The organism is Breoghania sp. JC706 (genome assembly GCF_037026715.1).
Classification (GTDB): domain Bacteria; phylum Pseudomonadota; class Alphaproteobacteria; order Rhizobiales; family Stappiaceae; genus Breoghania.
In genome coordinates this window covers 116399-133271 of sequence record NZ_JBANCG010000009.1, presented here as the reverse complement: position 1 = coordinate 133271, position 16873 = coordinate 116399, and the positions used below count along the sequence as shown (strand labels likewise).

12 protein-coding genes and 1 pseudogene are annotated in these 16873 nt (G+C 59.6%); 8 read left to right on the top strand and 5 right to left on the bottom strand.

From position 1 onward, the window contains the following. Window positions 1-231 precede the first annotated feature (231 nt). The 4 genes and pseudogenes from greA to uvrB form a co-directional block, all read left to right on the top strand. Window positions 232-705 (top strand): transcription elongation factor GreA, encoded by a 474-nt coding sequence (gene greA / locus V2L18_RS19025; protein ID WP_336179895.1) that lies wholly within the window; start codon window positions 232-234, stop codon window positions 703-705. Between the two features lie 244 nt (window positions 706-949). Beyond that, entirely contained in the window at window positions 950-1255 is a 306-nt protein-coding gene (gene clpS / locus V2L18_RS19020; RefSeq protein ID WP_336179894.1) for an ATP-dependent Clp protease adapter ClpS, read from the top strand. A 90-nt stretch (window positions 1256-1345) separates the two neighbouring features. Next, window positions 1346-1639: a SelT/SelW/SelH family protein gene (locus tag V2L18_RS19015; RefSeq protein WP_336179893.1), complete on the top strand. Its 294-nt coding sequence runs from the start codon at window positions 1346-1348 to the stop codon at window positions 1637-1639. Window positions 1640-1728: 89 nt separating this feature from the next. Next, window positions 1729-4416 (top strand): annotated as a pseudogene (gene uvrB, locus V2L18_RS19010) (excinuclease ABC subunit UvrB); the annotation flags it as partial. 109 nt (window positions 4417-4525) lie between these two features. On the opposite strand, the gene V2L18_RS19005 reads toward uvrB, so the two are convergent. Next, window positions 4526-6046, bottom strand: coding sequence for an anti-phage dCTP deaminase (locus V2L18_RS19005; protein WP_336179892.1), 1521 nt, complete (start codon window positions 6044-6046; stop codon window positions 4526-4528). Between the two features lie 364 nt (window positions 6047-6410). Between V2L18_RS19005 and V2L18_RS19000 the strand changes: the two genes are divergently transcribed. Both V2L18_RS19000 and V2L18_RS18995 read left to right on the top strand, forming a co-directional pair. Continuing rightward, the gene (locus tag V2L18_RS19000; RefSeq protein WP_336179891.1) at window positions 6411-6770 is read left to right on the top strand and encodes a DUF559 domain-containing protein; all 360 of its coding nucleotides are present in this window, start codon (window positions 6411-6413) and stop codon (window positions 6768-6770) included. 947 nt (window positions 6771-7717) lie between these two features. Then, window positions 7718-9214 (top strand): hypothetical protein, encoded by a 1497-nt coding sequence (locus V2L18_RS18995; protein ID WP_336179890.1) that lies wholly within the window; start codon window positions 7718-7720, stop codon window positions 9212-9214. A gap of 78 nt (window positions 9215-9292) precedes the next feature. Here V2L18_RS18995 and V2L18_RS18990 read toward each other — a convergent pair whose 3' ends face one another. Further along, window positions 9293-9835, bottom strand: a complete 543-nt coding sequence (locus V2L18_RS18990) for an N-acetyltransferase family protein (protein WP_336179889.1) — start codon at window positions 9833-9835, stop codon at window positions 9293-9295. Between the two features lie 386 nt (window positions 9836-10221). Here V2L18_RS18990 and V2L18_RS18985 point away from each other — a divergent pair, with 386 nt between their 5' ends. Next, window positions 10222-11505, top strand: a complete 1284-nt coding sequence (locus V2L18_RS18985; protein WP_336179888.1) for an FAD-dependent oxidoreductase — start codon at window positions 10222-10224, stop codon at window positions 11503-11505. 102 nt (window positions 11506-11607) lie between these two features. Here V2L18_RS18985 and V2L18_RS18980 read toward each other — a convergent pair whose 3' ends face one another. Both V2L18_RS18980 and V2L18_RS18975 read right to left on the bottom strand, forming a co-directional pair. After that, the gene (locus V2L18_RS18980) at window positions 11608-12387 is read right to left on the bottom strand and encodes a Bax inhibitor-1/YccA family protein (protein ID WP_336179887.1); all 780 of its coding nucleotides are present in this window, start codon (window positions 12385-12387) and stop codon (window positions 11608-11610) included. Between the two features lie 186 nt (window positions 12388-12573). Further along, a complete protein-coding gene (locus V2L18_RS18975) occupies window positions 12574-13230 on the bottom strand; it encodes a GNAT family N-acetyltransferase (RefSeq protein ID WP_336179886.1) in 657 nt (218 codons plus the stop codon). A 257-nt stretch (window positions 13231-13487) separates the two neighbouring features. On the opposite strand from V2L18_RS18975, the gene V2L18_RS18970 reads away from it, so the two are divergent. Next, window positions 13488-14261 (top strand): hypothetical protein, encoded by a 774-nt coding sequence (locus V2L18_RS18970; RefSeq protein ID WP_336179885.1) that lies wholly within the window; start codon window positions 13488-13490, stop codon window positions 14259-14261. Here the strand turns inward: V2L18_RS18970 and V2L18_RS18965 are convergent. Beyond that, the gene (locus V2L18_RS18965; RefSeq protein ID WP_336179884.1) at window positions 14258-16873 is read right to left on the bottom strand and encodes an ABC transporter permease; all 2616 of its coding nucleotides are present in this window, start codon (window positions 16871-16873) and stop codon (window positions 14258-14260) included. The two genes, V2L18_RS18970 and V2L18_RS18965, sit on opposite strands and share 4 nt — an antisense overlap.

Genomic DNA, 16873 nt, shown 5'->3' with positions numbered 1-16873 from the left:
GGTTCGCAGGAACCGCCCCCGGGTGCGCCGATATCGCGGCGCCGACGGGTGAAGGCCAGCCGGATCGTTCGTCGCGGACACGGAATACATCGAAACCGGATCGACTGATCCGGTTCACCGAACTGATCGGCGCGGGCGCTTCGGGGAGACAAAACCCTGGCGCCCGGCCGTTTATTATTGACTGTCGGTGCTGCCCGAGGCAGCGCGACCGTATCGAGAGGTCGATAACGCATGGAAAAGATCCCGATGACGATTGGCGGCCACGCCAAGCTTGAGCAGGAGCTGAAGCATCGCACCTCGGTCGAGCGCCCGCGGATCATTCAGGCGATTTCCGAAGCCCGCGCGCATGGCGACCTTTCCGAGAACGCCGAGTACCACGCCGCCAAGGAACAGCAGAGCCACAACGAGGGCCGCATCAACGAGCTTGAGGACAAGCTCAGCCGCGCCGAGATCATCGACGTGTCCAAGCTCTCTGGTGACAAGATCAAGTTCGGCGCGACGGTGACCCTCATCGACGAGGACACCGAAGAGGAGAAGACCTACCAGATCGTCGGCGACGCGGAAGCCGACGTGAAGGAGGGCCGCGTTTCCATTTCCTCCCCGATCGCGCGCGCGCTGATCGGCAAGGAAGTCGGCGACAGCGTCGAGGTCGCGGCCCCGGGTGGTGCCCATTCCTACGAGATCGCGGAAGTCCGGTTCGTCTGAACGACGGTCAGGATTGCCGAGTGATTCAAAAGGCGCGCCCGCAACGGTGCGCCTTTTCTCGTTCGTGGAGGGGCTTGCCCGGACACAGGGCCGTGCCATTTGGAAAGACAATCTCCAACGTCATGCCGGTTCTGCGAAGCGTCACTGACGTGCCGCATCGCGTCCGGGATGACGTTGGAAGGATCGAGTATCAGAACCGCAAGCAAGAGCGATCAACCGCGGTTGACGAAGAACGGAGGCCCGCATGCCGGATCATGACCTCAAGCCAAAGACCCGGGCGAAGCCGAAGCTCGAGCGGCCGCGGATGCACAAGGTCATCCTCATCAACGACGACTACACGCCGCGCGAATTCGTGGTCATGGTGCTGGAGGCCGAGTTCGGAATGAACGAGGCGATAGCCGGCAAGATCATGATGACCGCGCACCAGAAGGGCAGCGCGGTCGTCGCCGTCTACCAGCGCGATGTGGCGGAAACGAAGGCCACCCGCGCTGTCGACATGGCGAAGAAATACGGCTTCCCGCTCATGTTCACAACGGAGCCGGAAGAGTAGCTTCCCGAATCGGCCTTCCCAGACGCCCGGCCGGGGACCACTCTGCGCCCGCTAAAACCATCCCCGAAGCCCCGCCCGCGAACCCCGCTCATGACCAGCAAACCGATCGTCACCATCACCTACTGCCGCCAGTGCAACTGGCTCTTGCGCGCCGGCTGGATGGCGCAGGAACTGCTGCAGACCTTTTCGGAGGAACTCGGCGGCGTCACGCTGGTGCCTGGTACCGGCGGCATCTACCATGTCACGGTGCGCCACGAGGGCCACGAGAACCTGATCTGGGACCGCAAGGCGGAGAACGGCTTTCCGCAGCCCAAGGTGATCAAGCAGCGCCTGCGCGACGTGATCGATCCCGATCTCGCGCTCGGCCACGTCGACCGGGATTGACCGGGCGGGACTGATCGGAACGTCAGCGCGGAACAAAACCGCAACCCGCGCCCTTCCCTTCCGCGTGGCTTCGCTCCATATTCGCCCCCATGGCACCGAAGAAATCCTCCCCCCGCGACGATGATCTCCCTGAGCCCGAGACCTCCGGCCACGACAATCCGGGCTTCGGCGAAAGCCCCCAGGCTGCGTTCGAGGGGGCTCCGCTGTCCGGCTCCGTCTCCGACTGGGCGCGCGAGATTTCCGCGGAGGCGATGAAGGCCCCGCCGGCGAAAAAGGCCCCCCAATCCGACGCCAAGGCGCCCGCGAAGAAACCCGCCAAGCCGCGCGCGAAGAAGGCGGATGCCCCCGTCAGCCCGAAAGCCAAGGCGGCCGGCGGCATGAACCCGATCGCCGGGCTCGACATCTCGCTGGAGGATGCGGAAGAACTGCTGGCAAAACAGGTCGCGGAGACCAAGAAACGCAACAAGCGCAAGGGCAAGAACGCCCTGCCCGAACTTTCCGGCGACCAGGGCGCGACCGCCACCGTCGCCGCGCTGTCGGCGCTGATCGAAAGCGGCAACCCGCTGCACAAGGACGGCAAGATCTGGACGCCGCATCGCCCCGAGCGGCCGGCGAAGTCCGAGGGCGGCGTGCCCATCGAGATGGTCACCGAGTTCAAGCCGTCGGGCGACCAGCCGACCGCCATTGCCGATTTGGTCGCGGGTGCCAACGACAACGAGCAGACCCAGGTGCTCCTGGGCGTCACCGGCTCGGGCAAGACCTTCACCATGGCCAAGGTCATCGCCGAGACCCAGCGCCCCGCCCTGATCCTCGCCCCCAACAAGACGCTGGCCGCCCAGCTCTATGGCGAGTTCCGCTCGTTCTTCCCGGAAAACGCGGTGGAATATTTCGTCTCCTACTACGACTATTACCAGCCGGAGGCCTACGTCCCGCGCACCGACACCTACATCGAGAAGGAATCCTCGATCAACGAGGAGATCGACCGCATGCGCCACGCGGCGACGCGCGCGCTGCTGGAGCGCGATGACGTCATCATCGTCGCCTCGGTCTCCTGCATCTACGGTATCGGTTCGGTCGAGACCTACACCGCCATGACCTTCTCGCTGGAGGTCGGCGAACGCATCGACCAGCGGCAACTGCTCGCCGACCTCGTCGCCCTGCAATACAAGCGCAACGACGCCGCCTTCCAGCGCGGCGCCTTCCGCGTGCGCGGCGACACCATCGAGATCTTCCCCGCCCACTACGAGGACCGCGCCTGGCGGATCTCGCTGTTCGGCGACGAGATCGACGCCATCACCGAATTCGATCCGCTGACCGGAAAGAAGTCCGGCGAGATGAAGTCGGTGAAGGTCTACGCCAATTCGCACTACGTGACGCCGAAGCCGACGCTGAACCAGGCGGTGAAGTCCATCAAGGCGGAGCTCAGGCAGCGGCTTGAGGAACTGAACGCCCATGGCCGCCTGCTGGAGGCGCAGCGGCTGGAACAGCGCACGCTGTTCGACATCGAGATGATCGAGGCGACGGGCTCGTGCGCCGGCATCGAGAACTATTCGCGCTATCTGACCGGCCGCGCGCCGGGCGAGCCGCCTCCGACGCTGTTCGAATACCTGCCCGACAACGCGCTGGTCTTCATCGACGAGAGCCACGTCACCGTTCCGCAGATCGGCGGCATGTACCGGGGCGACTTCCGCCGCAAGGCGACGCTGGCCGAATACGGCTTCCGCCTGCCCTCGTGCATGGACAACCGCCCGCTTCGCTTCGAGGAATGGGATGCCATGCGGCCGCAGACGGTCTGCGTTTCCGCCACGCCGGGCAACTGGGAAATGGAGCAGTCCGGCGGCGTCTTCGCCGAACAGGTCATCCGCCCCACCGGCCTCACCGATCCCCCGGTGGAAATCCGCCCGGCCAAGTCCCAGGTCGACGATCTTCTGGGCGAAGTGCGCGCAACGGCGGCGAAGGGCTACCGCAGCCTCGTCACCGTGCTCACCAAGCGCATGGCGGAGGATCTGACCGAATACCTGCACGAATCCGGCGTGCGCGTGCGCTACATGCATTCCGACATCGACACGCTGGAGCGCATCGAGATCCTGCGCGATCTGCGCCTTGGCGCCTTCGACGTGCTGGTCGGCATCAACCTGCTGCGCGAGGGCCTGGATATCCCCGAATGCGCACTGGTGGCGATCCTGGACGCGGACAAGGAGGGCTTCCTGCGCTCCGAGACCTCGCTGATCCAGACCATCGGCCGCGCCGCCCGCAACGTCGACGGCCGGGTGCTGCTTTACGCCGACCGCGTCACCGGCTCGATGCAGCGCGCCATCGACGAGACCGACCGCCGCCGCGCCAAGCAGGTCGCCTACAACGAGGAACACGGCATCACGCCGGAATCGGTGAAGAAGAACATCGGCGACATCCTGAGCTCGGTCTACGAGCGCGACCACGTGACGGTGGATCAGGGCTTCGCGGAGGCCGCCGGCGAGATGATCGGCAACAACCTCGCAACCCACATCGAGGCGCTGGAAAAACGCATGCGCGAGGCTGCCGCCGACCTCGATTTCGAGGAAGCTGCAAGATTGCGCGACGAGGTCAAGAGATTGCGCGAGACGGAGCTTGCGGTATCAGACGACCCGCTGTCGCGGCAATCCGCCATTGAGGACAAGAGCGGCGGCTACCGCGGCGAGCGCCCCTTTGGGGCGAGCGCCAACACGCCGAAGGGCGCGAGCTCCAAGGTGCGCAAGAACACGCTGGACGAGATGACCGTGGGTCGGACGGAAGTACCAATGCCGAGCGGCCGCCCGGGCATCGGCAGCGAGGAGAAGAAAGGGCCGAGGGGAAGGCCGCGGAAGACCGGGCGTGCGGGGAGGTAATGATAATAACTACCACCTCCCTTTATTTTCCTTCATTTTCAAAGAAAGCGCTCAATAATTTCATGAGTGAGTCTAATACTATTTGCTCATTTTCTACATAGATTGGACTTTTTATATTAATTAAAGGCCTTTTTTTATTATTTATATATTTAATATATTGCCCTTCATTATCTTTTCGCCTTCCGCGACTAAACAATATACGGTACATTCTTGGTGTGATGCCATAGAAATGAAGGAAGCTTACCCCAGGATAGGATTGATATTTGCCACGATCCTCCCCTTCGAACGAAATCGAATCATTATGCAAATTCGTTGAAAGGCTTTTTGGATAAGGCTCCAGAAAATATACTTTTGCGATACCAGAAGCGATAATATGTTTTTCACACATATGACACGGAAACGTTGTACAATACAAAATCATATCTTTAGTTGATCTACCTAGTCGCGCCGCATCCGTTATCGCCGACATTTCCGCATGAACAACTCGCCCATATTCAAGGGCATCCATTATTTGGGATTTCTGGACAGCCTTTGATGCAAAAATGCTCTCCGCGCTTTCAGCGCCTATAGTAGATATAAGATCTACAACCACCTCCTTTTTCCTTGAATAATTTGCATCAATACCCCTTTTGTAATCTCGATCATCTTTTTCTTCATCATAAGCCCAGTATGTCCCCCCACCAGCTTTCGGAACTTCATTTGATCCCATAGCTACAATTTCTCCTTCCGGAGAAAATATAGCAGCCCCTACCTGGCGTGAAAGATCAAGCGAGCGGAGCGCAACGGAATTTGCTATATACATACCGTACTCAATTTGAGTCGGAGATATATTATTAGCTGAAAATAAAAGCTCACAAAATCTACTGACTTGCTCCGAATATGTCATTTCCTCCATATCCATATTTATAATAACGTCTGCGTTATGAAATATATCTCCAACTTTTTGTCCATATTCAGCTTTCTCATTTTCATCAATTGAAACTAACTCTTCAGCAGAAGACCTATATTTCGTTATGCCGCTATCATTAATACTATTTGCCATTTTTCGCGAAAGGTAATCAACTCTAGCGCCGCGACGGGAATAAACAGATACTTGAATAAAGGCGCGACCATAAATTGATCTCATAAATTCGATCTCTTCATTTCTTTTAAACTGCCTAATCAAAAATACTGTTTTTGAATAAGCGTCTTTCAAAGCCGCCTTATCTTTTTTGTATAACTCATCCCGTTTCCGAGCAATTTCCGAGACAGTGAGGTACGCTAATACCTCTGGCATCTCGAATGATTTTCGAAGCTGATTTCCATAGGAAATATATGTTCTATATTTTTCCTCCAAAGTTTTATCTGACAATTCTTGATCTGGTATTATTTGTCGAGATAGTAATTTAAATGATTTCGTAATTCTGATATTGACGACTCGGTAATTATTTTCTTTGAAATAACTTGAATAACATTCAATTACATCATCGATGTTGACCCCGATAGGCGCAACGAATCCGATAAAAATCTCTGGAAACTCTATATTTGGGAAAAGATCAGACACCGATTGCCCCCATTTAAAAAATCGTTAACGAACACCTTAACGAGCCATTAACGCGAAGTTTGCATCATGGTACAGTTTCGAATCAGGGAGATGCAAATATGAGCCATTTAAAGAACCTGCCCAAAATAGGTGCTCAATTAAATTATCGGATTCAAAAGCTAATTGACGCGCAGAGTGATTCTTATAGTCAATGGAAGAGCTCGCAGATTAGTAGAAATCAAGAGGCAGCAGAAAGGCTCTCAGAGACACTTAAGGCTAAAAAGTAATAGTTTCTACAAAATATCTCTCTGTAAATTTGTGCGTTCTTGTACATAATTAGTTAGAAGCTACGCTTTGCTCATATTTATGTAGCGCACATTGTAGAATGGGTTTTTATTTCCCTCTAAGAATACTTCATGATGATAGAATTAGATGGCTCCGGCGGGACCGGACGGAGGCCGAAGGACGCCTCTGGTATCGGCTGCGCAACCGGCAGCTCTGCGGCTGGAAGTTCCGCCGTCAGGTGCCCGTGGACCGGTTCATCGTCGATTTCGTCTGCGAGGATGCCCGCCTGATCATCGAACTTGACGGTGACCAGCACGGTTGGCAGATCGAGAGGGACGACGCCCGCACCGCAGTACTTGAGGCCGCCGGCTATCGTGTCGTGCGCTATTGGAACCACCAGGTGACGCAGGGCATCGAGGACGTGCTGGAAGACATCCTCGCCCATCTGGAAAAGCGGTAGACGCGCCTAAGAAGCCGGCCCAATCACCTCTCCCATGGGGAGAGGTCGGAGCAAAGCTCCGGGTGAGGGGTGTCGGATCATCCGTATCCACGAGAGTTCCCATCCCCTCACCCCAGCCCTCTCCCCATGGGAGAGGGAGCCAGACCGTGCTTGCTGCAACACCGAGACAAACCAGCGCCCCAAAAAAACTTATCCCCGCCCCCTCTCACGGCCCTTATCCTTCTCCCATCGCCCGGCCATATGCGGGAAGCCACGGCAGACCGTCTGTCGTGCTGGTCGGGGATCGTGACGGCGACGGCTGAAAGGGTGTAACGGTCCCGATTAGGCTGACGTGATCGAGCCATTAGTCGTGGGGGCCCGGGATTCGATAGGGCACGCGACTTCGGACCGCGGACGGCAATTCCTTCGGGGAACGCCCGAAACCGGTCAGGAAGTACCGCCTCCGGCATGCTTCCGAAGTCGTGGCGTGAGAGTGGTCAGGCGACCGAGCGAGACTCTCGAGACAACGTCATGGGCAGGGCAAAGCCGCCTCATTGCCGAAGACTCGAAGAACACTTTTGAAATGGCCAGGCAATGCCGGCCGCGCCCTGCCGATTCCCTTCCAACGCCGAGCCTCCGGGCCCAGGCGCCGATCAGCCATGCTTGCAAATCCGGCAGCCGTTCCGGTTATGCACACGAAACGGATATTTCACGCACCATCGCAATAAACACAATAAATTACAATGGAAACTCGCCGCTTATACGTATTTACCGGCATATATTATTTAACATACGTAACAAAAATCGAATTTTAGTCTTTGATATCGCGCTTGCAGCCGGATACCTTTACGGCACCAACAAGTAGGCGAGAACCCTCACTATCGTTAGCAAACGGTTAACGCTATATCCGCAGGCGTGCCGGAAGCGACGGGGAAGAGGGCCGCATGGTGTCATCCAGGAGTGTGGACATGGGTATTTTCTCCAGCAGGCAGAATCCGCCATCCGACGACGGCGGCGCCCGGCCGACGCCCTATGGCGCGGCCGACGAAGAGGCGCTTTTCGAGGAGGAAAGCGGAGAGGAGTCCAACGTCCAGGAGATCTCCCCGCTGGCCTTGCGCATGCAGGAGAAGCTGCGCAGCCTCGACAATCTGAAGGCGCGCGTCGGCGGCCTCGGCCGCACGTTCGAGCAGATGAACGCGCTGGCCGCGGAAAGCTCCAATTCCATCTCGCTCCTGTCCGAATTCGTGGACAGCGCCCGCACCCACATAGAGACGGAAATCCGGCTCAAGTCGGAAAACGCCAAGCTGGCGACCGAGCTGATCGACCGCAATCACGAGGTCAAGTCGCTCAAGACCCAGCTTGAGGAGGCGCTGGCCGAGGTCCATTCGCTGCGCAAGCGCGGCACCGAGACCCGCACCGCACTGGAGGGCGCACGCAACGATCTCGTCGCCATCCGCGACAACAACAAGAAGGTGAACGAGGAATACCGCGCCCAGAGCGCGCAGCTGGTGGAGGCGAACGCGCAGATCGCGGAGCTGACGGGCGAGCTGAAGGATTCGAACGCCAAGCTCTCCGCGCAGGAGGAGCATTCCGAGAGCCTCAAGACGGCGCTCGACGGCGTCACCCAGCGCGAGAAGGAATTGCAGCAGAACCTCGCTGAAAGCGCCGCCCTGCTGGAGCAGGAGGTGAAGAAGTCGCAGCAGCTCACCTCCGAGCTGGAGGCCGCTAAGCGTCAGGTCGGCCAGTTCCGCACCGAGGCGATCGACCTGAAATCGCGCCTCGATATTGCCGAACAGGAGATCGAATACGCGCAGTCGCGGCTGGAGGAGGAGAAGCGCAAGCACGACAACGAGATCTACACGCTCAATTCAGAGATCGAAAACCTGTCCTCGCAGCGCCGTATCGGCGCCCATTCGCTGCAGGAGATGGCGACCGAGAACAATTCGCTGAAGGAGCGCAACCGCGATCTCGTCAAGCGCATGCAGGAAATCGAGCACCTGCTCGACGGCGCGCAGAAGAACCACGAGCACGACCGCAACGAGCTGGTCGGCGCAAATGCCAAGCTGCGCGAGCTGAACCTGCGTTACAATGCTGTGCTGACCGATCTCAATCACGAGCGCAGCCAGAACCAGAAATATTCCGACAGCAACGAGGAGCTGATCGAGGAAAACAAGAAGCTCCAGCGCTATCGCATCAAGTACGACAGCGCGGTCGACCAGATCGCCCAGCTCAAATCCGTCATCGCCAACTACCAGATGGCGATGGAAAAGGACGGCATCTCCTTCGCCCGGGCAACCGGCGGCGATGCGGTGGAGCGGGTGGAAAAGGTGCTCGCGGCCGACGACGACGTGGACGCCGACATCTTTTCGCCTTTGGACGAGACGCCCGGCGATGCTCCGGCCGAGACCGGCGCCTCCGGGAAGGACGATGGCAACATCGTCAAGCTGCGCGGCGAGCGCGACTGAACGCCGGCCGGACGGTCCATCCGAACGGACAGGACCGAGCGGAACGAGGCAGCGGGGCGCCAGAAACAGGCGCCCCGTTCACTTTTGGGGAGGCGTTTGCGCGCCGTCGCCGAGCGGGCGCTGCATCAGCACCGTATCGAGCCAGCGGTCGAACTTGCGGCCGACATCCTTCAGCGTGCCGACCATTGCAAAGCCCATCGAGCGGTGAAGCTCGATCGAGGCGACATTGGCGCTGTCGCCGATCACCGCCACCATCTGCCGGAAGTCGCGTGCCGTCGCCTCCTCAATGAGGCGGGTCAGAAGCGCGCGGCCCACGCCGAGGCGCCGGGCTTCCGCCGCCACATAGACAGAATTCTCCACCGTCCCCCGGTAGGCCGGGCGCGGACGATAGGCACCGGCGTAGGAATAGCCCAGAAGCCGGGCCACGCCGTCGATCTCTGCCTCACAGGCGAGATAGGGATACCCTCCCTGCACGAGCGCCTCGAAACGACGGCGCATTTCGTCCTCGTCCGGCGCAACCAGCTCGAAGGAGGCCGTTCCGGTGCGAACCGCTTCGGCATAGATCGCGGTGATCGTGGGAATGTCGTCCCCGCAGGCGGGGCGGATGGTAAGATGGGTCATGGGTCGGGAGTGGAGTGTCTTGAGGATGGGCAGGCGCGCCAGCAAGAGCGCAGCTGGATATTGCGCTGCAAGGGGCCTTCCGTCCAGCCGGGAATTATCAATGCCGACAGAAGCCGGCTCCTGTTCAATGGAACAGTCGCGGATCGATGACGCAACGGTTCAGACCCGAAACCCTGCGGCAGCCATGTTCTCCATTGCGCAAAATATTATTATATACTAACATTCGAATGTATTAATATAATGTATCGAACGCCCGCGCCGTTCTGCGGCCCGCGCGGGGCAACCGGGGGAAGACGGCACAGCCGCCCCATCCCGGCAAACCGCTCCGGCAACTTGACGAACCAACAAGAACAAGTCCACGCCGCGGGGAAAACAGGAGGAATGCAATGTCCCGGGTTCTCATTCTCGGCGGAGGCGTGGCCGGCATATCGGCGGCCTACGAGATCCGCGAGGCGCTTGGCAAGTCGCACGAGGTGACGGTCGTTTCCAAGGCGCCCTATTTCCAGTTCACGCCGTCCAACCCGTGGGTGGCCGTCAAGTGGCGCACGCGCGAGGACATCACCGTCGACCTCGCCTCCACGCTGCCCCGCCACGGCGTGAAATTCGTCCACGCGGCGGCCGAAAAGGTGCTGCCGGAGGAAAACGCCGTAAGGCTCTCCAACGGCGAGACCATGGGCTACGATTACCTGGTGATCGCCACCGGCCCCGAACTCGCATTCGACGAGATCGAGGGTCTGGGTCCGGAGGGCTTCACGCAGTCGGTCTGCGACGTCGAGCACGCCACCAGCGCGCAGGCCGGATGGGAGGCCTTCTGCGCCAATCCCGGGCCGATCGTGGTCGGTGCGGTGCAGGGCGCCTCATGCTACGGCCCGGCCTACGAATTCGCGATGATCATGGACACCGACCTGAGGAAGCGGAAGATCCGCGACAAGGTGCCGATGACCTTCGTCACCGCCGAGCCCTATGTCGGCCATCTCGGCCTCGGCGGCGTGGGCGATACCAAGGGCCTGCTGGAATCGGAGATGCGCGAACGCCACATCCGCTGGATCACCAATGCCAAGGTGGCGAAGGTTGAGGAAGGCAAGATGACCGTCCTCGAACACGACGACGACGGCGCTGTGAAGAAGACCCGCGAGTTGCCGTTCGGCTACTCGATGATGCTTCCGGCCTTTCGCGGCATTCCCGCATTGATGGGCATCGAGGGATTGGTCAATCCGCGCGGCTTCGTCATCGTCGACAAGCACCAGCGCAACCCGAAATACGCAAACATCTTCGGCGCCGGCGTCTGCATCGCCATCGCCCCGCTGGAAGCGACCCCGGTGCCCGTCGGCGTGCCCAAGACGGGTTACATGATCGAGAGCATGGTGACCGCGATCGCCTGGAACCTGAAGGAGATCGTGGCCGGCAAGGAACCCACCCATCAGGGCTCCTGGAACGCCATCTGCCTTGCCGATTTCGGCGACGGCGGGGTGGTCTTCGTCGCCCAGCCACAGAATCCGCCGCGCAACGTCAACTGGTCGTCGAGCGGCAAGTGGGTGCACCTGGCCAAGGTTGCCTTCGAGAAATATTTCCTGCGCAAGGTCCGCAAGGGTTCCACCGAGCCCTACTACGAAAAGGCCGTCATGCAGATGCTGAACATCTCGAAGCTGAAGGACAAGGAACCCGCCTGAGGCGGAATTCAGCCGGGCAACCGGTACGGCAATGAAAAACGGGCGCGGAGTGATCCGCGCCCGTTTTCAGTTTCCGGACAATCCGCGATGCGGACGAGAAAGCTAGTCGCGGTTGCCGAAGAGCTGCATCAGCATGATGAACAGGTTGATGAAGTCCAGGTACAGCCTGAGCGCGCCCATGATCGCCTTGCGGCCGGCGACGACATCGCTGTCCCCCGAATAGTACATCTCCTTGATCTGCTGCGTGTCGTAGGCGGTAAGACCGGCAAAGACGAGCACGCCGATCACGGACACGGCGAACTGCAGCGCGCTGGAGCCGATGAAGATATTCACCAGCGACGCGATGATGATGCCGATCAGGCCCATGAACAGGAACGAGCCCCAGCCGGACAGATCCTTCTTCGTGGTGTAGCCGAAGAGGCTTAGGCCACCGAAGGAGGCCGCGGTGATGAAGAACACCCGCGCCACCGACTCATGCGTGTAGACCATCAGGATCGAGGAGAGCGAAATGCCCACCAGCGCGGCATAGGCCCAGAACGTGCCCTGCGCGGCCCCGACGCTCATCTTCTGGATGCGGAACGAGAGGAAGAACACCATCGCCAGCGGCGCCAGGATCACCACCCACTTCAGCGGGCTGGCAAACAGCGCGACACCGAGATTGGTGAGCATCATGCCATTGTTGAGCTGCGCCACGGCGTTCGCCGGGTTGTCGGTCACCGACAGCATGAAGGTGCCGAGCGCTGCGAGCCCGGTGATACCGAGGCCGAGCGCCATGTAGTTGTACACGCGCAGCATGTAGGCCCTGAGGCCAGCGTCATAGAGGCCGGCCTCGGCGCGCGAACCCGCATATCGGGTTGCCTGATTACGGTCGAAGGTCGCCATCGAAATCCTCGCTTTTGATTACGCCCCGAAGAGACACATAGGCGCCTGGACGGGCGCTGCGTCGAATATGGTGGCATGCGGCACCACGAACAAGACCGCATCATGGCACATTCGCGTGATTTTATCCCCGTGGCCGTTGAATTGGTTAAGGTCTTCGGCACACGGCGGGGCGGCGGGCGAGCAGGCTCAGCCAAGATCCTTCTCGAACCAATGGTGCGCATAGGGTTCGTCGTTGAAGGCCGGCACCTCCCGGTAGCCGGAGGAGCGGTAGAGGGCGAGCGCCTCCGTCAGGTTGCGGTTGGTCTCCAGCCGGAGAAGCGAAATCCCGAAGCCCCGCGCCTCCGCCTCCAGCACCTCGATGATCCGCCGCCCGACACCGAGCCCGCGTGCGCCATCGGCCACCCACATACGCTTGACCTCGCCCATGCCGGCCTTGATCTGCTTGACCGCACCGCAGCCGACCGGCTTGCCGTCGAGCCGGGCGATAACGAAGGCTCCGTGGGGGGCGCGCAGCGAAGCCGCATCCGCCGGATTGCTCGCCGAGGGATCGAAGCCGGCATCGAAACGCCTGGCCAGCTCCTGAAAATACTCCTGCATGCACCATTGCGCGTCCGCGCTTTCGGGCGGCTCAACCGCCACCTTGATCGCGGAGGCGCGCAGCAGCCCGCATACCTCGCTCATTGCCGCTGCAAGCTCGTCGCGGCGCGCCTGATCGAGCGATGACAGGAGCGAAACGGCATTGCGTTCGAGGCCATCGCGCGTGCCGCCCGGGCCGCATGCCCCCAACCTCAGATCGACCTCGCGCACGAAGTCGAGCACCTGCTCAAGATGAATTGGCCTCATAAGACGCACTCACGGCTCTGAAATGAATGAAGGCCTCGGAAAACCCGCAGGCCTGAAAAACGAGAAAATCAGCAATCGAGATTGACATTACACAGCGGGATATCAATGACTTCAAAAAAGAAATATTGCAGAGAAAAATAAAAATAGACTAACGCCCACTAGACAATATACCCTAGGGTCAAATAGCTTCGATAAACCAATATCAAAAAATCATATTAATATATATTCAAAATAGTCGAAAAGTAAAAGGCGCCGGAATGAACAAAAAAAACTACAGTATAGTTATTATAATATTAATAATAATCGTACTATCGAATGCAGTGGACATTGGCGATAGAGTTTTTAAGCCAATTTGCACATATTTTATTTCTGAAGGCGGAATTTTATGCACACACAGAGAACACATAATAGATGCATCCTCTATATTGTTACTCTTTCTTATAGCATATTATACCATTTACAAGTTATATGACAAGGCTACCTCATCGCTTTCATTTTCTTTTTTCCGTGGCGAATGGTGCGTCGAACCATGTAATTTCGCCGATTTAAATCAAATTGACACAATTTCAAATAACGTTTTTGGGGATGAATCTTCAAATATAGAGCAAATAAGGAGAATTTATAGTATTGATCACAAATCTTTCTGGAAAGTTTTTAAGCGAAGAGATGATGGTAAAATCAGCATAAATGGGTATTTCTGTATCTATAAGATATCGAAGTCCGGCATATCTGCCATCAAAAATGGGACTTTTAATGGCGCGAATCCAGACAGAGCATGGCTAGATACTTCCAACCAAAAAAACAAGAAGACTTACTACATAGGAGCTATATATTCTAAAAGTCGATATGGAAAGGCTGCCGCTTTGTCAGGCATAAATGCTATATTTAATGAAAGAAATCCAAGTGCATTATTTGCGCGCGCGGCGACAGAAGATGGAATACGATCTCTAAACTCAAACAAATTCGAACCCGTCACACCTCGAAGAGTTGGAATAGGAGCATATTACACGAAGAATTTCCGAAACACTTAGAGATTGCGCAGAACCGGCGCCGGCCGTTCGCCCAGCACACGCCACGTGCCGATCAGGCCGAAGCCCACGGAAAGCACCAGCGCGACGAGCGCGGCGACAAGCGCCGTCATCGGCTGGAACGCGAAGCCGACATGCATGATCTCCACGATCACGTACCAGGCCGCCACGGTGCCGGCGATCACGGCAAAGACCGCCGTTGCGATCCCCAGCATGGCATATTCCATCGCATAGGCGGCGATCAGCCGGGCACGGGTCGCCCCAAGCGTCTTGAGGATCACCGCATCATGGATGCGGTTGCTGTGACCGGCGGCCAGCGCGCCCGCCAGAACCAGAACGCTGGCGATGAGCGTGATGGCGGAGGCGCCCCGGATTGCCCAGGCGAGCTGGCCGACGAGATCGTTCACCTGATTGATCGCATCCTTGACGCGCACGCCGGTTACCGTCGGCAGGGCGTTGGAAACAGATTTCAGCAACGCGATTTCGCGCGTCGTGCCGACCGGTTCTTTCCAGGTGACGGTGGCGAGATAGGAATGCGGCGCACCGGCGAAGGTGTTTGGCGAAAACACCATGACGAAGTTGAGCGCCAGGCTCTCCCACTCCACGTCCCGCGTGTTGGCGACCCGCGCCGTGATCTCGCGCCCAAGCACGTTGACGGTTACCGGATCGCCGATCTTGAGCCCCAGCCCCTTGGCAAGCTTGCCCTCGAAGGAAACAAGCGGCTCGCCGGTATAGTCCTTCGGCCACCATTTGCCGGCGACGAGTTCGGAATTCTCCGGCAGATCGGCGGAATAGGTGATGCCGCGGTCGCCGCGAAGCACCCAGGCTGCGTCCGGCGCCGGCTGGACCTGCGATGCAGGCACCCCGCTGAGCTTCACCAAGCGCCCGCGCAGCATGGGTGCGGTCACGAGCTCCGCCTTCGGCGCCTCCCGGGCGATCAGGTCGCGGAATGCGGGCATCTGGTCGCTCTGGATATCGAGGAAGAAAAAGCTCGGCGCATCGCCCGCGATCCGCGTCGTAAGCTCGCGCCTGAGATTTCCGTCGATCAGCGTCAGCGCGACGAGCAGCGTCAGCCCGAGCCCGAGAGACAGGGTGACCGATGGCGTCAGCGCGCCGGGACGATGGATGTTGCCAAGCGCCAGACGCCACTCGGTCGCAAGCGCGGCTGCACGTCCCGAAATTGCGCCGAAGCGCGGCATGTGCCGCGCCAACGCCATGACCCCGCGTCCCACCGCGAACAGCAGAATGAAGGACGCGGCGGCGGCACAGACATAGATGAGCGCGATGCGCCTCTCGTAGGAAAGCAGGACGACAAGCCCCGCCAGCAGCAGCACCGTGAGGGCCGCCGCGGTGACGTAACGCCGACGTGGCAGACGAACACCTGTGCCGATTTCGTCGCGAAAGAGCGCGGTCGGCGGCACGTCATGCGCGCGCCCCAGTGGCCAGAGCGCGAAGGCGAGCGCGGTGAGCAGACCGTAGACGAGCCCCAGCGCCAGCTCACCCGGATAGATGCCGGCGATCACCCGCACCGGCAGCACGCCGGACAGAGCCGCCCCGGCCGCAAACGGCAGAAGCGCTCCGAGCACCAGACCGATCGCCACGCCAAGGCCGGCCAGCAACAGGATCTGCATCAGGTAGAGCCAGAAGACGAAGCTTCCCGGCGCCCCGACGCATTTGAAGGTGGCAATGACCGACCGCTTGGAATCGAGAAAGGCGCGCACCGCATTGGCGACGCCGACACCGCCGACCACCAGGGCGGTGAGGCCAACGAGTGTCAGGAATTGCGAGAACTGGCCGATGCTGCGACTGAGCCCCGGCGCGGCATTGTCGCGGCTGCGGATCCGCCAGCCCGCATCGGGAAAGCGTGCCTCCGCCTCCTCCCGCACCGCCTTGACGGCCGCATCGCCAGCCGGCCCCGCCGAAGCCCCGTCGATGGCCACGCGGTGATGCCAGCGCACCAGGGTGCCGGGCTGCAACAGCCTGGAAGCGTCGAGCGCGGCGCGCGAGATCATCAGCCGCGGTCCGAAATCGACTCCGCCGCTGAGCTTGTCGGGCTCCGATGCGATCGTGTCGACCACCTTGAGCTTCGCGTAGCCGAGCGTGATCTGGTCGCCCACGGCTATGTCGAGACGGGCCAGAAGTGCCGGATCGACGACCGCGCCCCAGACGTCGCCGGTTTGCGCCAGATCTGCGTGCACGTCGCCGCCCCGGGAAAGCTGCAAGGTTCCAAAGAGCGGATAGGCGCCGTCGATCGCCTTGACCTCGACGAGCGCCTGCGCATCGCCGGACGGCGTTCGCGCCATGGCGCGCATGTTGGCGATCACGGAAATCCTGCCGGGCCCATCGAGGAAGACGCGCTCCGGCCCGCTCGCCTCGCGGTGGACCAGCGAAAAATCGAGATCGCCGCCGAGGATCGACCGTCCCTCGCCGGTGATGCCCTCGGTCAGCCCGCGCGACAGCGAGGCGACGCCGGCGATTGCGGCAACGCCCAGTGCGATGCAGGCGATGAAGACGTAGAACCCGCGAAGCCCTCCGCGCATTTCGCGAAGTGCGAAGCGGAAGGCCGTCGCGATCGTGGCGTATCCGCCCGCCGCCCCTGCTGCGGCCCGCGCCAT